The 18,129-nt window shown below is 61.0% G+C and carries 20 protein-coding genes; 11 read left to right on the forward strand and 9 right to left on the reverse strand.

Annotated elements, in window-relative coordinates:
* Positions 1-24: 24 nt before the first annotated feature.
* Together BFD71_RS22300 and BFD71_RS22305 are read right to left on the reverse strand one after the other, a co-directional pair.
* Positions 25-831, reverse strand: coding sequence for an SDR family NAD(P)-dependent oxidoreductase (locus BFD71_RS22300; protein ID WP_069266484.1), 807 nt, complete (start codon positions 829-831; stop codon positions 25-27).
* A gap of 50 nt (positions 832-881) precedes the next feature.
* Positions 882-1,766 (reverse strand): SDR family NAD(P)-dependent oxidoreductase, encoded by an 885-nt coding sequence (locus tag BFD71_RS22305; protein WP_256094864.1) that lies wholly within the window; start codon positions 1,764-1,766, stop codon positions 882-884.
* Positions 1,767-1,938: 172 nt separating this feature from the next.
* Between BFD71_RS22305 and BFD71_RS22310 the strand changes: the two genes are divergently transcribed.
* The 3 genes from BFD71_RS22310 to BFD71_RS22320 all read left to right on the forward strand — a co-directional run bounded on the left by BFD71_RS22310 (position 1,939) and on the right by BFD71_RS22320 (position 5,075).
* A complete protein-coding gene (locus BFD71_RS22310) occupies positions 1,939-3,105 on the forward strand; it encodes an ecdysteroid 22-kinase family protein (RefSeq protein WP_256094865.1) in 1,167 nt (388 codons plus the stop codon).
* A gap of 147 nt (positions 3,106-3,252) precedes the next feature.
* Complete coding sequence (locus BFD71_RS22315; protein WP_069266487.1) at positions 3,253-4,203, forward strand: spirocyclase AveC family protein; 951 nt, start codon at positions 3,253-3,255, stop codon at positions 4,201-4,203.
* Entirely contained in the window at positions 4,200-5,075 is an 876-nt protein-coding gene (locus BFD71_RS22320; protein ID WP_069266488.1) for an enoyl-CoA hydratase-related protein, read from the forward strand. Before BFD71_RS22315 ends, BFD71_RS22320 begins: the two co-directional genes overlap by 4 nt.
* An 18-nt stretch (positions 5,076-5,093) precedes the next feature.
* Here BFD71_RS22320 and BFD71_RS22325 read toward each other — a convergent pair whose 3' ends face one another.
* From BFD71_RS22325 to BFD71_RS22345, 5 genes are all read right to left on the reverse strand, one after another.
* Entirely contained in the window at positions 5,094-6,662 is a 1,569-nt protein-coding gene (locus BFD71_RS22325; RefSeq protein ID WP_069266489.1) for an AMP-binding protein, read from the reverse strand.
* The gene (locus tag BFD71_RS22330) at positions 6,659-7,471 is read right to left on the reverse strand and encodes an alpha/beta fold hydrolase (RefSeq protein WP_256094866.1); all 813 of its coding nucleotides are present in this window, start codon (positions 7,469-7,471) and stop codon (positions 6,659-6,661) included. Before BFD71_RS22330 ends, BFD71_RS22325 begins: the two co-directional genes overlap by 4 nt.
* Before the next feature lie 76 nt (positions 7,472-7,547).
* Positions 7,548-8,522 (reverse strand): NmrA/HSCARG family protein, encoded by a 975-nt coding sequence (locus BFD71_RS22335; protein ID WP_256094867.1) that lies wholly within the window; start codon positions 8,520-8,522, stop codon positions 7,548-7,550.
* A 168-nt stretch (positions 8,523-8,690) separates the two neighbouring features.
* Positions 8,691-9,674, reverse strand: coding sequence for a phytanoyl-CoA dioxygenase family protein (locus tag BFD71_RS22340; RefSeq protein WP_069266492.1), 984 nt, complete (start codon positions 9,672-9,674; stop codon positions 8,691-8,693).
* 40 nt (positions 9,675-9,714) lie between these two features.
* Complete coding sequence (locus tag BFD71_RS22345; protein ID WP_069266493.1) at positions 9,715-10,143, reverse strand: carboxymuconolactone decarboxylase family protein; 429 nt, start codon at positions 10,141-10,143, stop codon at positions 9,715-9,717.
* Between the two features lie 181 nt (positions 10,144-10,324).
* On the opposite strand from BFD71_RS22345, the gene BFD71_RS22350 reads away from it, so the two are divergent.
* On the forward strand, positions 10,325-11,299 hold the full coding sequence (locus BFD71_RS22350; protein ID WP_069266494.1) for a GlxA family transcriptional regulator: 975 nt from the start codon (positions 10,325-10,327) through the stop codon (positions 11,297-11,299).
* A 20-nt stretch (positions 11,300-11,319) separates the two neighbouring features.
* On the opposite strand, the gene BFD71_RS22355 is transcribed toward BFD71_RS22350, so the two are convergent.
* Positions 11,320-12,300 carry a LysR family transcriptional regulator gene (locus BFD71_RS22355; protein WP_069266495.1) on the reverse strand — a complete coding sequence of 327 codons (981 nt, stop codon included), beginning with the start codon at positions 12,298-12,300 and terminating at the stop codon, positions 11,320-11,322.
* Between the two features lie 215 nt (positions 12,301-12,515).
* Here BFD71_RS22355 and BFD71_RS39295 point away from each other — a divergent pair, with 215 nt between their 5' ends.
* The 6 genes from BFD71_RS39295 to BFD71_RS22375 all read left to right on the forward strand — a co-directional run bounded on the left by BFD71_RS39295 (position 12,516) and on the right by BFD71_RS22375 (position 16,235).
* On the forward strand, positions 12,516-12,914 hold the full coding sequence (locus BFD71_RS39295) for an aldehyde dehydrogenase family protein (RefSeq protein ID WP_141710769.1): 399 nt from the start codon (positions 12,516-12,518) through the stop codon (positions 12,912-12,914).
* 137 nt (positions 12,915-13,051) lie between these two features.
* The gene (locus BFD71_RS22360; protein WP_069266496.1) at positions 13,052-13,951 is read left to right on the forward strand and encodes a LysR family transcriptional regulator; all 900 of its coding nucleotides are present in this window, start codon (positions 13,052-13,054) and stop codon (positions 13,949-13,951) included.
* Between the two features lie 152 nt (positions 13,952-14,103).
* Positions 14,104-14,889: an SDR family NAD(P)-dependent oxidoreductase gene (locus tag BFD71_RS22365; RefSeq protein WP_069266497.1), complete on the forward strand. Its 786-nt coding sequence runs from the start codon at positions 14,104-14,106 to the stop codon at positions 14,887-14,889.
* 283 nt (positions 14,890-15,172) lie between these two features.
* The gene (locus BFD71_RS39300) at positions 15,173-15,370 is read left to right on the forward strand and encodes a hypothetical protein (protein ID WP_083245399.1); all 198 of its coding nucleotides are present in this window, start codon (positions 15,173-15,175) and stop codon (positions 15,368-15,370) included.
* Positions 15,367-15,681: a hypothetical protein gene (locus tag BFD71_RS22370; protein WP_069266498.1), complete on the forward strand. Its 315-nt coding sequence runs from the start codon at positions 15,367-15,369 to the stop codon at positions 15,679-15,681. Before BFD71_RS39300 ends, BFD71_RS22370 begins: the two co-directional genes overlap by 4 nt.
* Before the next feature lie 11 nt (positions 15,682-15,692).
* Positions 15,693-16,235, forward strand: coding sequence for a nuclear transport factor 2 family protein (locus tag BFD71_RS22375; protein WP_069266499.1), 543 nt, complete (start codon positions 15,693-15,695; stop codon positions 16,233-16,235).
* Between the two features lie 87 nt (positions 16,236-16,322).
* Here the strand turns inward: BFD71_RS22375 and folE are convergent, their stop codons facing one another.
* A complete protein-coding gene (gene folE, locus BFD71_RS22380) occupies positions 16,323-16,958 on the reverse strand; it encodes a GTP cyclohydrolase I FolE (RefSeq protein WP_069266500.1) in 636 nt (211 codons plus the stop codon).
* Between the two features lie 184 nt (positions 16,959-17,142).
* Here folE and BFD71_RS22385 point away from each other — a divergent pair, with 184 nt between their 5' ends.
* Positions 17,143-18,120 carry an NAD(P)H-dependent flavin oxidoreductase gene (locus BFD71_RS22385; RefSeq protein WP_069266501.1) on the forward strand — a complete coding sequence of 326 codons (978 nt, stop codon included), beginning with the start codon at positions 17,143-17,145 and terminating at the stop codon, positions 18,118-18,120.
* Positions 18,121-18,129: the final 9 nt, after the last annotated feature.

Below are 18,129 nucleotides of genomic sequence, written 5' to 3' on the forward strand. Positions count from 1 at the left end.
CGCGCACATCGTTGCGGCGGTTGCCTAGCTGACCGTGAAGCCGCCGTCCACAGCGATGATCTGGCCGGTGACGTAGCTCGCTGCGGGGCTTGCGAGAAAGAACACACTCTGGGCGACTTCGATTGGGGCGGCCATTCGCCCCATAGGAACGCGGCCAGCGCCCACGATCGGCCCGCGTATCCTGAACGTGGTGCTGATGTTTTTGCCGCCCTCGCTGGCCATACCGCCAGGCAGGATCGAATTGACGCGAATTCCATCGACCGCAAATTCGCTGGCCAGTGTTCGCGTAATGCTGTCCACGCCGGCCTTCGCGGCGTCGTAGTGGGCGTTGACACCCCACAACGTCGGGCGAAGCGCACCGACGGAGGAGATGTTGACGATCGAGCCACCTTCGCCCTTTTCCTTCATGCGCGTAATCGCCTCGCGGCAACACAGAAAAGTGCCACGTAGCGTGACGTCCTGCATCTGGTCCCACTGCTCCACAGACATTTCGAAAAACTCAGCCTTCGAACGGTGGGCAGCGTTGTTGACGAGAATGTCTACGGCACCGAATTTTGCATCGATGGCTGCAAAGAGCGCCTTGACGGAAGCTTCGTCCGCAACGTCCACCTTGCATGGCAATACAATGCCACCGTTTGCCTCGATATCCGCCGCAGTTGCGGACGCGACATCCGGGTTCAGGTCGGCGATCACGACATTGGCGCCCGCCTCAGCAAGCAGTCGCGCTGTTTCGCGGCCTAGACCTTGCGCAGAGCCGGTAACGACGGCAGTCTTTCCCGTGAGATTGAAAATCTGCGCGAGGCGCGCGCCGATCGGGTTTTCGCTAAACATGGAATGCTCCGTGTGAGTAGTCGCTCAGAGTTGTGCTTCCTGGCGGGCCTTCAGCTAATCAGAAATCCGCCGTCGAGCGTAATCGACTGGCCCGTCATATAGCGGCCCGACGGGCCCACGAGGTACAAGACCGCCGCCGCGATGTCGGCGGGATCTCCCCATCCAAGCGGCAAGCGTCGCTCTGCATCCGTGCCGGGGCCCGTGAGCTTTCCTTTCTTCAGGCGTGCCTGCATGTCGGGATGAAACTGAACCTTGCCGGGCACGGCGCCTGGAAGCACGCAGTTGACGAGGATCTGCTCGGAGGCATAGTCGAGCGCCGCGGAGCGAGCCAAGCCCGTTACGCCGGCTCGCGCGGCGCCGTAAGCGCCATTGCCGTTGAGGACTGCATGCATCGCTCCCATAGTGGTCACGTTCACGATGCGGCCACCCCTGCCCGCGGCGAGCATGTGCTTGATTGCTTCTCGCATGCAAAAGAAAACGGACTTCAGGTCGATCGACATGACTTCGTCCCAGGCCGCTTCGGTGAAATCCGTGAGCGGTCCGTTATTGGTCATCGCGGCGCAATTGACCACGATGTCGGGGCTGCCCCAAGTGGCCTTCACCTGTTCGAACAACGCGATCACAGAGGCTTCGCGCTCCACGTCCGTCTCGATCGCGACAGCATCCCCGCCTGCCAAAAGGATTCTGTCGACGACAGGCTGCATGTGTGCCGCGCTGCGATCCGCGATCACGACCTTCGCGCCGGCTTCGGCCAGCACAGGGGCAATATCGATACTGGAATTGCGTCCCTTGTCGGTCACGACAGCGACTTTTCCGCTGATGCCGAATAGCCGTTCAAGCACGGTCGTGGTCATCGGGTTGTCTCCTGAAGGTTTGTCGATTTTTCTGCATTCTAGCGACAACCCACGACGCACAATGGTTACCGTATGGAACAATCAGAGTGAATAATTTTCATCAAATCTGAGCGCGCGAGACGGCGAGACTTCAGGGCGGCGAGGCGATTGCCAGGCCGGTACCGGAGGGAAAGTATGTACGCAAACGTGTACGGTGTTCTATATTTAAAACAATGACGCCAGCCGGGATTTCCCCTGTTGCGAGCGTCTGGAGGTGCCGCGCAACATGCGCGAACTAACATGCACTGCTCAGGAGCGCGTCAACATGCTTGTTGCGAACATATCGAACCCGGCTCCCGAAAGGCTCCCCTTACACGTCGAGGAAATCACGACGTCGTGGCTGACGTCGGCGCTCGCGCGCGGTCATGAGGGCGTGACGGTCGAATCACTCGCAGTGAGCGATGTGATGTACGGAACCGCTACCAAAGTCAGGGTGCATCCTGGCTACAACGCAAGGGGTCGCGAGCTAGGCCTGCCGGAGTCGTTGATCGTGAAGGCCGGTTTCGTTCCAGAATATCGGAATCTGAACGCCTACATATACGAATACGAGGCGAGGTTCTTCAAGGAAGTCCATCCTCACATGCACGCGAACGTACCGGCCTGCTTTTACGCAGAGACGGACGCTCGAAGCGGGCAGTCTATCGTGATCCTCGAAGATCTACGCTCGCGGAACGTTGAATTCTGCCGCGTGCAAAAGCCGCTCACATTTGCGCAGGCCGCGGCGAATCTGGACGCGCAGGCACGTTGGCACGCCCAGTTCTGGCAATCGCCGGAACTCGATAGTGGTGGTGAACTGGCCTGGCTGGCGCCGCAGGACCCGCTCCCCGACGGCGAGTCAGGCACGTATCACTGGGGCCAGTTGAAACCCGATGTTTTCGCAAGCTATACGCAGTTGCCGCGCGGGGCTGCCGTGCCAAAGCGGTTTCACGATCGGGACTGGATGGAGCGCGCGTTGCTCGATCTGCGCGCTTTCGACCGAATCGGGCCGATGACGCTTCTCCACGGCGACGTTCACCTCGGAAATCTCTATTTCGACCGCGACGGCACGCCCGGTTTTCTCGACTGGCAGTCGTATCGACGCGGACCGTGGGCGCATGATGTCACGTATTTCCTGATCTCAGCATTGGACATTGCGGATCGACCGCGATGGGAACGTGCGTTGCTGGAGCACTATCTCGAGCGGCTTGCGTTTTACGGGGTGAAGGAGCCGCCGTCATTTGAAACCGCGCTCGAGGCGTATCGGCGGCACATCGTCTACGGGCTGTTCTTCTGGCTCGTGAACCCGGTGGAATGGCAGGTGGAAGTCAACAATTGCGCAGTTGCCCCGCGATTCGCAATGGCTGCGCTCGATCACGAGATTCATGACCTTATCGGCCGATAACAACCTTCGGGGCGTTGAATGACACGGCCAGGCGTGCCGCTATCGAAGCCGGCATTGCGTATTGCGCTTGACGTTGCCTCCTCAGCAGGGTACATTTTTTAGACCATCATTCACAAATGTGAATGGTGTGATGATGAGGAGGCAAGCATGTCGGAGATGGTCGCTCGGCGCAGTACGACCTGGCACAGGGTGTATGCGTGGGCTGCGCTCGGTGCGCTTTTCGCGTTTGCGCAAATCTATGCCTACGTGGCATGGATTCGTTCGGAGGACTTTCGCCCCGTCGATGTGGGCACGGACACGATTCCGGAATCCGTGAAGGCGACGATCGACCATTACCAATGGGTCAGCGTGTTGCTGTTGATTCCGGTGGCAATATGGTTCGTCTACGGAATCGTCAAAAGCCGCCGCATCGACGCGGTGCGTCTCATGATGATCGGCTGGCTCTCTGCCTACTGGCTTGATCCGTGGCTGGACTTTCTTCGTCCGATGTTCACCTATAACGCCTATGCATTGAATTATGGCTGTTGGTGCCGTTTCATTCCGTTCTGGCAATCGCCACATGCGCGCATTGCTGAGCCCATCCTGATAGACGCACCGAGCTATTTCTACACTTTCACGGGTACCGCAGTGGTCGCGCTATGGGCGATGCGTGCGGTCCGCAAGCGTTGGCCCCGTGCAGGTAACGTTGGACTCACGCTCGCGGGCTTTGCGGCCATCTGGATGACGATGGGTTTGCTCGATATCGCCGCCAGCCGCTTCATGGGATTCGACGCATGGCCGGGCGCGTTTCAGCGTGTTTCCTTCTGGGGCGGTCACTACTACCAGTTTCCGGTTTACGAGTTCCTGCTGTTTCCGTCCGCCTTCGTGGCTTCTGCGTTCCTACTGATGAGCGTCGACAACAACGGTTACACGGCGATCGAACGAGGCGTCGATCGTCTCGAGTGCCATTCTGCGGTTCGCACGGCGCTGCGCGTGCTGGCCTTCGTCGCGTTTTGCAATGTACTGAATCTTGCCTACACGACCGCAATGGGTGTGCACGCGGTATATGCGGATCCGTGGCCGACGGATATGCCGAGTTGGCTGGCGAACGATCGATGAACAACCGGAACGCTCAGCGCTTCGAGAACGTCGAGTATTACGTAGAAGACGACGTGGCCGTCGTCGCGATGGGCCACCCGCCGGTCAACGGGCTGGGCCTCGGAGTTCGTCGCGGGCTCGTCGCTGCGTTCGAAGCGGCGCGGCACGATCCGGAAGTTCGAGCGATCGTGCTCAAAGGCTGCGGTCGTGGCTTCTCGGCAGGCGGCGACATCCGCGAATTGGGCACGGCCGCTGCGGCGGCAGCCCCCGCGTTATCGCTGCACGTTCATCCGGTGATCGAGGCGAGCGAGAAGCCGGTTGTCGCCGCTATTCACGGATTCGCCATTGGCGGTGGGCTGGAAACGGCGCTGGTCTGCCATTACCGGCTTGTCGCGGGCAATGCGCAGATCGGACTGCCGGAGTGCAGGCTTGGTGTGATCCCGTTGTCCGGGACGCAGCGTTTGCCGCGTCTGCTGGGCCTCGCAGAATCGATCGAATTCATTCTTGGCGCGCAGATCGTGACCGCGAGTACGTTCGCCGGAACAGCACTATTCGACCGAATCGTCGAGGGCGATGAGCAGCACGTGTTGCGCCTGGCGATCGAACTGGCGCGAGAGAAGATCGGCAGCGCGGCGTTGCCATTGATAAGTCGGCTGCCATTGCCGGATCACGATCCGGTTCCCGTTATCGCTCAGGCGCGTGCACGTCTTGCCTGTGGCGATGCGATAGAGAGCAAGTGCCTGGATGCCATCGCTGCAGCCGCCGAGTCGACTGATTTCGAGGCGGGCCTGGCCGCCGCGCGTGCGATTTACGATCGACTCGCCGCGTCCGAAGAGGTGTCGAGGCAGCGAGATCGCTTTTTCAAGTCCCGCCAGGACAATCACGCGCGATAAGTGCCGACTGAACTGCTGTTACGTAGAAAGCTGCTTGCGCAGGTCGCCTTTACGCACTTTTCCCGATGGCGTGCGGGGTAGTTCTGCAACGATGCAAAGATGCTCGGGGGTCTTTTGCTTCGCCACACCCGCGGCGGCAAAGTGGGTCTGAACTGCGTTCAGGTCGAGTGCCGTGTGTTCGTGCAGGACGACTACGGCACAGACTCTTTCGCCGTACCGGGCGTCGGGTTGGGCCACGACGGCGACATCGCGCACTGCGGGATGAGCGGCAAGCACACGCTCCACTTCGAGCGACGAAATGTTTTCTCCACCGCGAATCACGATGTCCTTCTTTCGGTCAGTAATGGTCAGGCAGCCGCTTTCGTCGAGATGGCCAATATCGCCAGTCCGGAACCATCCGTCGAGAGTGAATGCCGCCGCATTGAGTGCCGGGTCGGTGTAGCCGACGAACAACTCCGGTCCCTTGATGAGAATCTCGCCGTCGTGTCCCGCAGGCAGGTCGCGATCCAACTCGTCGACAACGCGCACCTGAGAGCCGGGCTGAACGCGCCCGTCCGTGTTGGCTCGAATTTCAAAAGGCGAATCGGCCCAGCCAACACTCACCGTCGAGTGTTCGGTCAACCCATAAGCGCGTGTTCCCTTAAATCCGGCACGATCGACGAGGGCGACGTGCTCGGGCGTGACGCCCGTGCCGCCCAGACCGTAAGACACGAGCGACGCCAGGCTGCGGCCGTCACGATGAGCGGCATCAAGGAGTCCTTGAAGATGGAACGGCGTGCCGCCCGAAAGGCGTACCCGGTGCTGTTCAATGAGTCGCGCGGCGAGTGAGGCGTCCCATCGATCCATGAACACCATCTCCGTGCCGGTGACGAACGGGCGCAACAGAAAATTGAAGCCTGCGATATGCCCGGCAGGGAAGGGCGTGAGGTATGGCCCTGGCCCGTCGATGAACGGAATCTGCCACTCTGCGCCAACGGTTCGATGCGAGTGCTGTACGCCCTTGGGAGAAGCCGTCGTTCCCGAGGTGTACAGCAGCAGGCAGATGTCTTCCGACATCGGCGTATCCACAGAATGCCGATCGTGCGTTGTCGCCGCGAGTCGTTGCAGCGCGTCGAACGTGATGCCATTCGCGGGCGCCCGATCGCCAACGACGATAACGCGCTCCAGATCGGGTGGGTCGCCCAGCGCGGCGACACGCTCCAGGTAGTCCGTGCCGCACCAGACGTCGGGTACGCAAAGAAATCGGGCGCGCGACTGCCGCAGGATGAAGCCGACTTCGGCTGGACCGTAGATGTGGACGATCGGTACGAGCACGGCGCCGATTTCGAGTGCAGCCAGATACAGAAGCGCAGTCTCGCGTTGCGTGGGGAGCTGTATCGCGATCACATCGCCTCGACGCAGGCCGATCGCTCGCAGCGCCTTGCCGATTTCTCTCGCGTCGTGCAGTAGGGACTGCGTGGTGCACGTATAGGCGCCGCCCTGGGTATGAAAATGGAGCGGCGTAGCGCCGTGCCGTTCGACGGCGCGCGCTATCAGCGCCGAGAGGGGCAACTCGCTCGACCAGGTTGCAGTTGTGTCGGGTTTCATGCCAGCAACGCCCGTAAGAGGCTGACCAGCCCAAGCGGCTGGTCTAGCATCATGTGATGGCCTGCGCGCGGCATCGTGATGGGTCCCTTCGCGCCGGGAATTGCCGCTACGATGTGGCGCGCGCGATCCGCGCTGACCACGCTGCTGCACTCGGCGTGAACGTAGCTGACGGGAACCGTGATGCGGGTCAGCAGGTCTTCCTCGCCTTCGACCGGCTGGAGCTCCCGAAGCTTCGGGTCGAAGCGCCACACCCAGCCGTCGGCGGTTTGGCGAAGCGATGTCTGCGCGAGATGTTCGAGAAGCCACGGCCCGCAATCCTGCTCGGGGATGAGGCGAAACCGGCTGACGGCGGTTTGCCAGTCCGGATAGGGGCGTGGAGGCGGGCGTCGTTCCACGGCAGGCAAGCTGTCACCGCGTAGCATGAAATACGAATCGAGCACGATGGCATGCGAGAGACGATCGGGAAAAGTCGCGCACGCCTGCAGGAGACGCGATCCGCCGAAGCTGTGGCCGACCGCGACGCACGGACCGGAGCCGATTGCATCCACGACGGCTACGAGGTCGCGCACGAAAATGTCTGCGCTGTATTCCTGCCTGTAGCCGCTTTCACCCATGCCGCTGAAATCCAGAGCGAACACACGAAAGCGGTCGGTGAAGAACGGCGCAATGAAGTCCCACCAATGCGTGTGTCCTAGAAATCCATGCGCGAAGACGAGCGGAGGTTTGCCTGTGTCTGCGGCGTTCCAGGAGACATAGTGCACTGCGACCCCGCCGGCTTCGGTGAAGTGAGAGCGGCGTGGCTGGCTCATGGCGAGATCGAACCAGGAGGGGGCACAGACATTCATTGCGGCTCTTCCATTGCTCAAGGATTGTTTCGCACACCTGTCACGCAAGCGGGATGTGCTGTCGATTTGCGTCGATCCAGTCTGTCATCGAGGTCAGCTGGATGCCACGTTCGGAGAGCGAATCGATGTCGACGCGATACCCGACCGCGTTGATCCATTCCTGCGCGTTCACCCACCCCGGTGCGAGGCCCTTTGCTCGCGCTTCGTCCGGCGAGACGTGCGAAACGCGAATCTGTGTGCCAAGGACCTGACCGAGGCGAGATCCCACTTCAGACATCGTGAGCTTCTCCGAAGCCAGCGGCACAGTCTCGCCATGCCAGCGTTGCGCGTCGTTGAGCGCGCTGGCTGCGAGCGCACCCACGTCGTCGGCGGCGATCCAGTCGAGCCGGGAGGCGGGCAGCAACGCGCTGAGCAGCAAGCCCTCGCGCAGGTGCGGGAACATCGTGCCCGCTTTCGGCTCAGCAAGATTGTCCATCATGAATGCCGGTTGCAAGACCGTCCATGATTCGAAGCCCGCAGAGCGAACGGCCTCTTCGACGTCCCACTTGTCCGTCCAGTATTTTTGATTCCAGCGCTGCTCGTTCCAGCCCGGAAACGTCAAATGATTGCCTGCCTGCGCCACGGAGGTATGAACGAATTGCGGGACGCCCGCGTTGCGCGCTGCGTTGATGAGCGCGAAACCCTGGCGACGCTCCCTGTCGCTGCGATCGAAATCGGGGAGGAGAACGGAAAAGACGGAGCGGACGCCCTCCATTGCTTTGTCGAGCGACTCGCGGTCGTCCAGATCCCCCCTTAGGCCCTGCGCATTCATTTCGATGAGTGCCCGGGCAGCAGGCGAGTCTGGATCTCGCGTCAGGAAGCGCACTGTACGTCCAGCCGCAAGGAGGCGACGAGCGGTGGCCCCCCCTTGCGCGCCAGTAGCGCCGATGACGAGTATCACGTCGGATGAATCGGCCATGATTTTTCCGGTGGTCGAACTACAGAGAAATGCCAGCCGTGTCGTGGCCGGGCGCATAGCGCGCGAAGTCACTAGCCAGGCGACAGGTCATCCCAGAATGGCCTGGAATTGTGTCGTTATTCTAATATTAGCACGACGTTCAGAAAAATACGTTGGGTGAATGCCCGTGCGCTGAAGGACGCGAAGCGGAAAGACGAAGCGTCGTCTTTCCGCTGTGATGGACGATCAATGCTGCGGCCGCAGCGTTTGAACGAGGCCGCCTTCATGGGCGACGATCACTTCGCAGCCCGGCTGATAAACGTCGGCAATCTCGTCGCCGCGCACGCGGTTGCCCTGGAAACCGCGCAAATAGCTCGTTTCGTCGAGCCGCAAGACATGCTCGCCATCCGCGTCGCGCACAACGATCTGGTCAGACGCGATAGACGTCAGCGTGCCCACATAGGGCAGCCGCGGTGCGAACGGGAAACTGCCGCCTTGCGGCAGGATCCGCGTGTCGAGCGATAGGCGGAAGCGGTCGGAATGATTGCTGAGCCCGGAATGCGGCGTGCGCCGGCTCATCAACAGCACGTCGCCCAGGCGGTAGTTCGTGCGGCGCCATGCGTCCTCGGGCACGCTCGCGAGATCGATGGGAATGATCTTGTCGCCGTCCTTCTTATGGAGGCACGGAAGCTTGTGCAGCCCTTCCGCAACGGCCAGCCCACCGACTTGCGCATCGATATCGCTGAGTGGAATCCAGCAAATGATGAAGTCGAGGCGGTCGCTGTAGATCGCATCTTCGTGAATGAAGTCGAAGCGTGTGCGGCTTTTGTCGATGGCGGGCGGCGAAGTGCGGTATTCGGTAAACGGCACCCAATAAAGCGGTACGTCGAAGAGCCGCTGGAAGAATGCGCGCGTTGCGGGATCTTCCATCACGGTTCGCGCGGCGCGCTGCTCATTCATTTCCTTCACGGGAAAGAAGCTGAAATTTTCGCGCTCCTTGCCGGTCCATCGCACGTCCCGATCGTTACGGTCTACGAAACCGTTGCGATCGAGGTGGTCAACGAGCAGCGCGCGCATGCGTTCGAGCGGCTCGTGGTCCAGTACGTCGCGGAAGAACAGGTAGCCGTCTTCGTCCCAGCGTTTTTGCAGCGCGGCGTGATCGCCTAGCAGATCGTTCGAAACGTTGAACTCGCGCATCGTCGGCACGATATCCACGATTGGTGTGCTCACAAATTGTCTCCTCTGGTCGCAGGGGCGCTTTGCCGACGTCTCACAGCAATCCGCGTTCTTCCGAAGTGCGGGTGGTAGTGTCGATACCCAGTTCCCGCAGCGTCTCGAGTACGGCCGTGGTGGCAGAGGCGACAGCCGGGAAGCCTGCATACGGCAGCGCCTGGATAAGCACGCCTTCCAGTTCGCGTGCGCTCAGACCGTTGCGTACTGCAATGCGGACGTGGTTTTTCAGTTCGAGCGTCTGGCGGTTGGCAATCAGGATGCCGAGCGTCACGAGGCTGCGCTGTTTGCGCTCGAGCTTGTCGTCGCCCCATACGTCCGCGAATGCGTAATTGACGGCAAGGCGTGAAATATCGGCGCCGAAGCCGTTGGACTCGCTTGCGGCCCGCAGGCCGGCTGCCTTTTCCTCACCCATGATTTCGCCGAATACCTTTAAACCATAGGCGTGTTTCTCTTCCAGGCTCTTCATTTGCGTCTCCTGTTTTACCGCAGCGGCGCGGCTATGGGTGGCGGGTAGCGGCTCCGCTCTTCCCGCCATTCTTTTTGCTGACAATGGTGACGATGATGCGTGCTAAGATCGCCGCGAAAGAGGATCAAATTCTGCATATAAGGGGATCGAAATTCGCAGGCCCGCCACGCCGACTGAGCCAGTGAAAGACGTTGCCGCGCTCGTGCTGCCGGGCACCTATCTGTCGAGCGTAGGCGCGCTGGTGGATGGATTCGCGCTTATTGCGCGACATGTATTTACGCAGTTCGCGCCGCCATACCGCCACACGATGAAGACGCAGGTGCGACTGTTGAGCGCCACCGCGGGCGGTCTGGAGTTCGCCGGCGGCCGGAAGATGGATGGTGACGGCGACTTGCTGGGCGACGCCGAGTACAGCATCGTCTACGTCCCGGCCTTTGCGGTGGCCAGCGAAGAGGCGCTCGTTACGCTGCTCGACCACGCACAGCCGGTGACGGAGTGGCTGCGTTGGCAACGTTCCCGGGGCGCGGTACTGGCCGCAAGCGGCACAGGGGTATTGCTGCTCGCTCAGGCAGGCCTTCTCGACGGTGGCCCTGCGGCTGTCCCGCGCGTGCTCAGGGGCGTGCTGCGCTCGCGCTATCCCAAGGTGCGCGTGGACACAGGCGCCACGATCGCGGAGCACGCAGGTGCGCACACCTGCAGCGTGCCGGCAAGCGAATGGCAACTCGTGGCGCGCCTCGTCGATCGTGCGATTTCATCGCATACCGCTCAATGGCTCGCCTCGACGACAGGCACGGATGGCGAGCGCGAGGAAGGCCGCCTGTCGAGCGACGATCCGCTCGTAAGCAGCGCGCAGTTCTGGCTCGCACAGCGTTTCGCCCAGGACTTCAGGATCAGCGAACTGGCGGACGTGCTGGCCGTCAGTCACGCTACGTTGCTGCGCCGCTTCACACGAAGCCTCGGCATGACGCCGCGGGCTTATGCAAGCTCATTGCGAATCGAGGCAGCAAAGCGCATGCTGCGCAACACTCAGGTCTCAATCGAGCAGATCGCCGTCATGGTGGGCTATTCAGATGTGCGCGCGTTTCGCAACATCTTCCACAAATACGTTGCGATGAGTCCTTCCGCGTATCGACGGCGCGGTGCCGCCCACGAATGAAGAATGAAGCTGCCCGGCATTCAGGCGGCAAAGGTGTCGAGTTCCGCTTTGCCGGTATCGGTCGAACGAAACCGTTCGAGCAGGTAATCCACAAAAACCCTGACTTTCGCGGGCAGATACTGGCGGTGGGGGTAGTGCACGTAAATGCGCGGCCCCGTGCCATCAGCCTCGTCGCCGCGCACCCGGTATTCGGGAAGCACGATCTTGAGTGCCCCGCTACGCAGATACGGTAGCACCACGGGCACGGAAGACGGCGTGATCCCTGCGCCACTGAGCGCTGCGACGAGGCCGGTGTCCGGTTGGCCTGCCACGGTTAGACGCCCGCGGGGATGGTGGACGAATGTCCTGTCCTTCCGGGCGCCGCGCTTTCGCGTACTTCCTGGCATGCGTTCGAGATGAAGCGCGGCGAGTCCGAACGGCATACGGATGCCGACGAATTCGTGTTCCGCCAGTTCCTCCGGTGTTTGAGGAACGCTCTTGCGTTCCAGATAGCCCGGGCTCGCGACCAGTACGATGGGGTAGTCGCACAGCGGACGGCAGACATGATTGGTTCCGCGTCCCCGCGCGTGCTGAATACTGACGTCGACGCCGTCGTTGACGAGGCTTGGCGCAATTTCGTCATAGCTGATATCGATTTCGACGAGCGGATAGCGTTGCAGAAATTCCGCGATCACCGGAGTCAGGCAATGCCTCCCGAACGTCGGCGTGACGGATACCTTGATCATGCCCTCCGGATGCTCGGGACTGCGCCGCACATCGGCGACGGCTTCGTCGAGCTGATTCAACAACGGCGCCACCCGTAGATAGAACTGCCGCCCCTCGCTCGTGAGGCTCAACTTGCGTGTGGTCCGGTTGAAAAGGCGCACGCCGAGTTCACGCTCCAGCGCCGCGATACTCTTGCTGATGGCAGGCGGCGTGACCTGTAGGCGGGTTGCCGCCGCGATGAAGCTGCCGCAACGGACGGCCTGAACGAAAGGCTGCAGATTCCGGATTTCTGGCATCGTCGATTAATGAAAAAAAGTCACTCTAAATGTTCCGTTTAGTAAGCAGTGTAGAGCCTGAGCCGACGCTAGAATCGAATTTATCAGAGGCGGCCCGCGCTGCGCGCGCCAGGCCGACCACGAAAATGCTCAGGAGACGACACGACTGACCTCGACGGCGCGTGACCGGCGCCGGTTCCTGCACGCGTCTCCTGCCTGTAGCAGTCAAACGCACAATGGAACGGCACACGGCACTTTCCCAATCGCACCGGCGCCCGCTCGACGTCCCCGGGCGCCTCTATATCGGCGGTGCATTCGTCGAAGCTGACGGCGCAGCCAGCGTCGAACATGTCAACCCTTCAACAGGGCGGCCTCAAGCCGTCGTGCCCCTCGGCAGCGTGAGCGATATCGACCGCGCCGTGAAGGCTGCCAGGGTGGCGCAACGCGTGTGGATGGAGATGGGGCCACGCGCGCGGGCGCGAAGCTTTCGGCGCCTCGAGGAGGCCGGACCAACGAACCGTCTTGCAGTTCGTATTCACGCTTCGAAATGTTCTCTTGCCCCATGCCTCTTCCAGTTCATCCGGGCGGCTCGTTTTATTCATAATTTAGAACGATATTCAAAAATGTATGTTTAACGCAGGTCTACGTCAAGTCCGTATGCACCCGATACCACCTGCGTTCAACAATGTGACCAGGGTTCATCCGCAGTGCACCGCAATAGGACAAAGGCGATATGCTGGCGGCACCCTCGATATCGAAGTCATATCAAGCCATGGAATTGCGGCATCTCAGGCACTTTGTAGCGGTTGCGGAGACCCAGCACTTCGGGCGTGCGGCTGCACGCCTTGGCATGGCTCAGCCGCCGCTCAGCCAGTCGATCATGCGGCTGGAGGAACAGCTTGGCATCAAGCTGCTCGAACGCACGCCGCGCGGTGTGACCCTCACGCCCGCGGGATCCGCCTTGCTCGCGGAAGCCAAGCCGCTCATCGCGCAGGCGGAATTGGCCGAGCGGCGGGTGCGTCAGGCAGCCGATGAACTGGCGAGCTTGAGCGTGGCGTTCGTGCCGATGTGCGCCCTACGCATCATGCCGCTCGCCATTCAGGGGCTGCGCAAGCAATGGCCGGGTGTCGATGTCCGGTTGATCGAGCGTGGTAGTGCCCTGACTGTCGCGAGCGTGAAAAACGGCAGCATCGACCTGGGCGTGGTCGTAACCAGCGCGGCGGACGTCTCGGGTCTGGAAAGCGTGGTGATCGAGCGCCTGCGCGTGGTGGCTGCGGTTCCCGCTAAATGGCCGGTCGCGACGCAGCGTTCGATTCGCATCGCGGATCTCGCTCGATATCCCCTCATCATGTTCCCTCAGCAGATGTCGCAACCGCTGTTCGCCGCGTTCGAAGCAGCACGGCGCGAGGAGGGCTTGTCGCCGCGAGTGACCCAGCAGGCTCGCCACCCCTATACGATGCTCAACCTCGTCGCTCACGAGCTGGGTGTCGGTTTGATGCTGGACTCGGCGCGATACTTGCCTGTGGAAGGCGTTGCTTACGTCGATATAGAAGATGTCCCGGCATCTGGCGAAACGGAAGTGTCGCTGGTGTGGGCGGATAGACCCCACAAGCCCTGGCACCGCGCGATGCTCGACATCATGCGCGAGATCGCGTCGCCGACTCCGGTGTGACGCGCGCAGCCGCGCCGTTGAACCGATTCATTCTCGCTGCTCCTCGCGCCATTCGTTTCTGCGTTCACCTTGACACCCCACGATGGGGTGTTTATCTTTGCGAATGACGTTCACAAAACAACCCGCTCGCATGGCGAGCCAAAGGAGGAGCAGTGAGCACGAATGTGGCGAGTCTTTTCAGTCTCGATCAGAAAGTGGCGGTGGTGACAGGGGCAGGTTCGGGTATCGGCCGCGAGACGGCGCTGTTGCTGGCGTCGGCCGGCGCCGCTGTGGTCGCGGCGGACCTGAACGAGGAAGCGGCGCAGGAAACGGTCAAACAAATCGAAAGCGCTTCAGGTAAGGCGATCGCCGTCAAGGTGGACATCGGCAATGAATCTTCGATTCTTGCGATGTACGAAACCGTTCAGGCAAAGCTCGGGCGTCTCGACATTCTCGTCAACAATGCGGGTATCTATCCGAAGACGCAATTCCTCGAAACGTCGGCCGAGAAGTGGGACAAGGTTCTCGGCGTGAACCTGCGCGGCACCTTCCTTTGCATGCGCGAAGCGATCAAGCGCATGCAAGCGGCCAAGCGCGGCGGTTCCATCATCAATATCTCGTCGGTGGCTTCGCTGCAGCCCGTAATCTTCGACAACGGCGATTACGGCGCATCGAAGGCGGGCGTCAATAACCTCACCAAAGTGGCAGCTCTCGAATTTGCAGCAGACGCAATTCGTGTGAACGCAGTGTTGCCCGGCGGCGTGGCGACCGAGGGCGCAGCTGCATCGACCAAGGTCCATCAGGCAAGCGGCCCGATTACGCAGCCCGGCCGTATGCCCCTGGGCCGCATTGGCGTCGCCTCCGATATCGCGCGCGCCGTGCTGTTCTTTGCCTCGCCGGCATCGGACTATGTCACCGGCCAGCTCCTGGCTGTCGACGGCGGTTTCCAGGTTTCCTGATCGCCCCTCGGCGGCCCGTTTTTCGCGTTGCGAGGCCGCATCGGCGATGCGGCCTGGGCTGCCTTTTGCTTTGCCCAAATTGCATACGATCCGTTGCGCACAATTGACCGTGTGCGTAGCTTGCGCTCGCGCATACGCTGCACGCTACGCCCTGGCGGCTGGTGAAAACACCGACACAGTTAATTGAACGAGTTGTTGCATAACGGAACTTCGTCACCTACGATGTCGACATAGAGGCGCCGCGAATGCGCCCGCGTGGCACAAGCCTGATCGGAGACATGCGATGTACCTGCTCGACAGCGATTTACGTGGCCCTCTCGCGGACTACACGTTCCACCATCGGCGCCAGCCTGCTGGCAGCCATCCTCCCTCGTCGGACGAATCGGATCGTGCAAAACAATCGAATTGGGCGGCGCGTGCGCTAGGTGCGATGGCGCACCGTATCTTCGGCAAGCTGCGCATGGAGGGGGCGGCACGATGAAAACGATGCCTGGCGAGCGCGCTCGAGAGGCGCGCAAGGTATGGCTCCCGCTTATCCTCTTGTCGATTTCGGCAGCGGCGATCTGGCTGCTGCAACGCGACTTGCGCATGGAAGAGTTGGGCCGTTCGGCGCTGTTCGACGTTGTGATGACGATTGCCGTGCTCGGTGCAACGGCATTCGCGGGCCTCGTTGGGTGTGCGATTGCGAGTCGCGCGCAGGAAGAGGAAACCGATTTGTCGACAGGTGAAGGGTATTGCTTCATTGGCGCGGTGATCGGCGCGGTGGTCTTTTTCGTCGCTATGACTTACTAACGGTAGAAACCATGAACGAAGTGCTGAGCGCACGCGTGGAAGCGCTGTTGGACAAACAGGCCATACTCGAATGCGTGCACCGCTATTGCCGCGGGGTCGACCGCATGGACCGTGAGTTGACGCTGTCAGCGTACCATCCGGACGGGATCGATGACCACGGCGCATTCGTTGGTAATGCAAAGGAATTCGTAGATTGGGCCTTTGCGTACCATGCCGAGCATCAGCTCTCGCACCACCACATGGTTTTCAATCACAGTGTCGAGCTGCAGGGCAACGAAGCGCACGGGGAAACGTACTGGCTTTTCTTCGGCGAGAATCGCGTCAAGCCGGACACGCTTGCGGTGGGGCGCTATATCGACCGCTTCGAAAAGCGCAATGGCGTGTGGGCGATTGCCGCCCGCGTCTGTATCTCGGAGGCGATCAACGAGCTCACGCCTGCCGTAGTGCCTGCTGCCTGGCGCGCAATCTTGATGAGCAATGGCGTGAGTTCGAGAAATCGCGAAGACGTTTCTTACGAGCGGCCTCTCACGACACGTCAGCCCAGCGAGGTTTAGGGGCTTGCGTAAGCGTCGCGCGAAGCTCGTCACGAATAACCAGCATCTCATGCAAGCCAACGTCGGCGTGGAGCCGACGTTGGCTTTTTAGCTATGGGGCAGCGGCATGTTCGTGCTGTGGCCTACGATCGACAGAAACTCACGGCGCGTTGAGGGATCGTCGCGAAACGCACCCAGCATCCGGCTCGTCACCAGCGAAGCGCCGGGTTTATGCACGCCGCGCGTGCTCATGCACTGATGCGCGGCTTCGAGGATCACGGCAACTCCCTTGGGCTGTAACACCGTGTTCAACGCATCGGCGATTTGAACGGTCATCTTCTCCTGAATCTGCAGACGCTTGGCATACACGTCGACGAGGCGAGCAAGCTTGGAGATGCCGACCACACGATGCTCGGGCAGGTAAGCAACGTGTGCGCGCCCGATAATGGGCACCATATGGTGCTCGCAATAGCTTTCGAAGCGGATGTCTTTTAGCACCACCATCTCGTCGTAGCCATCCACTTCGGAGAACGTCGTAGCAAGAATCTGCATCGGATCGGATTCGTATCCGGAGAAGAACTCGCGATACGCGCGCGCGACGCGTGCGGGTGTTTGAGTGAGACCTTCTCTTTGGGGGTCGTCGCCCGCCCATCGGATAAGCGTTCGCACGGCTTCTTCCGCCTGATCTCGCGTCGGGCGAACCGACGCTACCTCAGTGCCAATTTCTTTGTCTCGCGTGTTCATCAACTCTCCTGATCATTCATGCCTCGTGCAATCCGACGCGCGTGCGCGTGTGCTGCGCACCCGTATCGGCAACGTGAATAAAGTGTATATAATTGCACGGTGTTCGTAAATACAAACGCGTGTACCTCGCTCGACGTGCCGCGCGCTGCAGAAGCAGGTTGCACTTACATCACAGGATCAGTACATGAAAACGCGCATTACAGAGTTGCTTGGGATTCGATATCCCATCGTTCAAGGCGGCATGATGTGGGTGGGCCGCGCGGAACTGGCCGCTGCCGTCTCGAACGCCGGTGCGCTCGGCACCATCACCGCGCTCACGCAACCCACGCCGGAGGCGCTGAGCAACGAGATTGGCCGCGTTCGATCGATGACGGACCAGCCGTTCGCGGTGAACCTGACGATTCTGCCGACGATCAAACCGGTTCCGTACGATGAGTACGTGCAAGCGATCGTGGAGAACGGCGTGAAGGTGGTCGAGACGGCGGGGCGTAATCCCGAGCCGCACATGCCGGCGTTCAAGGCTGCGGGAATCAAGGTCATCCACAAATGCACCTCCGTGCGGCACGCGCTGAAAGCAGAGGCATTGGGGTGTGACGCCGTGAGCGTGGACGGCTTCGAATGTGCCGGCCACCCAGGCGAAGACGACGTGCCCAACCTCATTCTGTTGCCCGCGGTCGCCGCGAAGCTGCGTATTCCGATGCTGGCATCGGGCGGTATTGCCGACGCGCGCGGCATGGTCGCCGCACTCGCGCTCGGTGCGGACGGCATCAACATGGGCACGCGATTCATGGCCACGCAGGAAGCGCCGATTCATGAGAACGTCAAGCGCAGGCTGGTCGAGAACGACGAGCGCAACACGGCGCTGATTTTCCGCACGCTGAAGAACACCTCGCGCATTTTCAGAAATTCAGTTGCGGAGAAGGTGCTGGAACTCGAATACAAGGAAGGCGCGACGTTCGCGGATCTCAAACCACTCGTGAGTGGCGAGCGCGGAAAGCGTATGTACGAAACGGGGGATACGGAAGATGGGACGTTCCCTGCCGGTCTCGCGATCGGGCTGATCGAGGATATTCCCACCTGCGCGGAACTCGTGAGCCGGATGGTTGCTGAGGCGCGCGCACTCATTCACGGCCGGCTGGCCGCATTTGCAGAAGATAACTGAGCGTGCGCT

The organism is Paraburkholderia nodosa (assembly GCF_001718195.1).
In the GTDB taxonomy this organism is placed as follows: Bacteria; Pseudomonadota; Gammaproteobacteria; order Burkholderiales; family Burkholderiaceae; genus Paraburkholderia; species Paraburkholderia nodosa_A.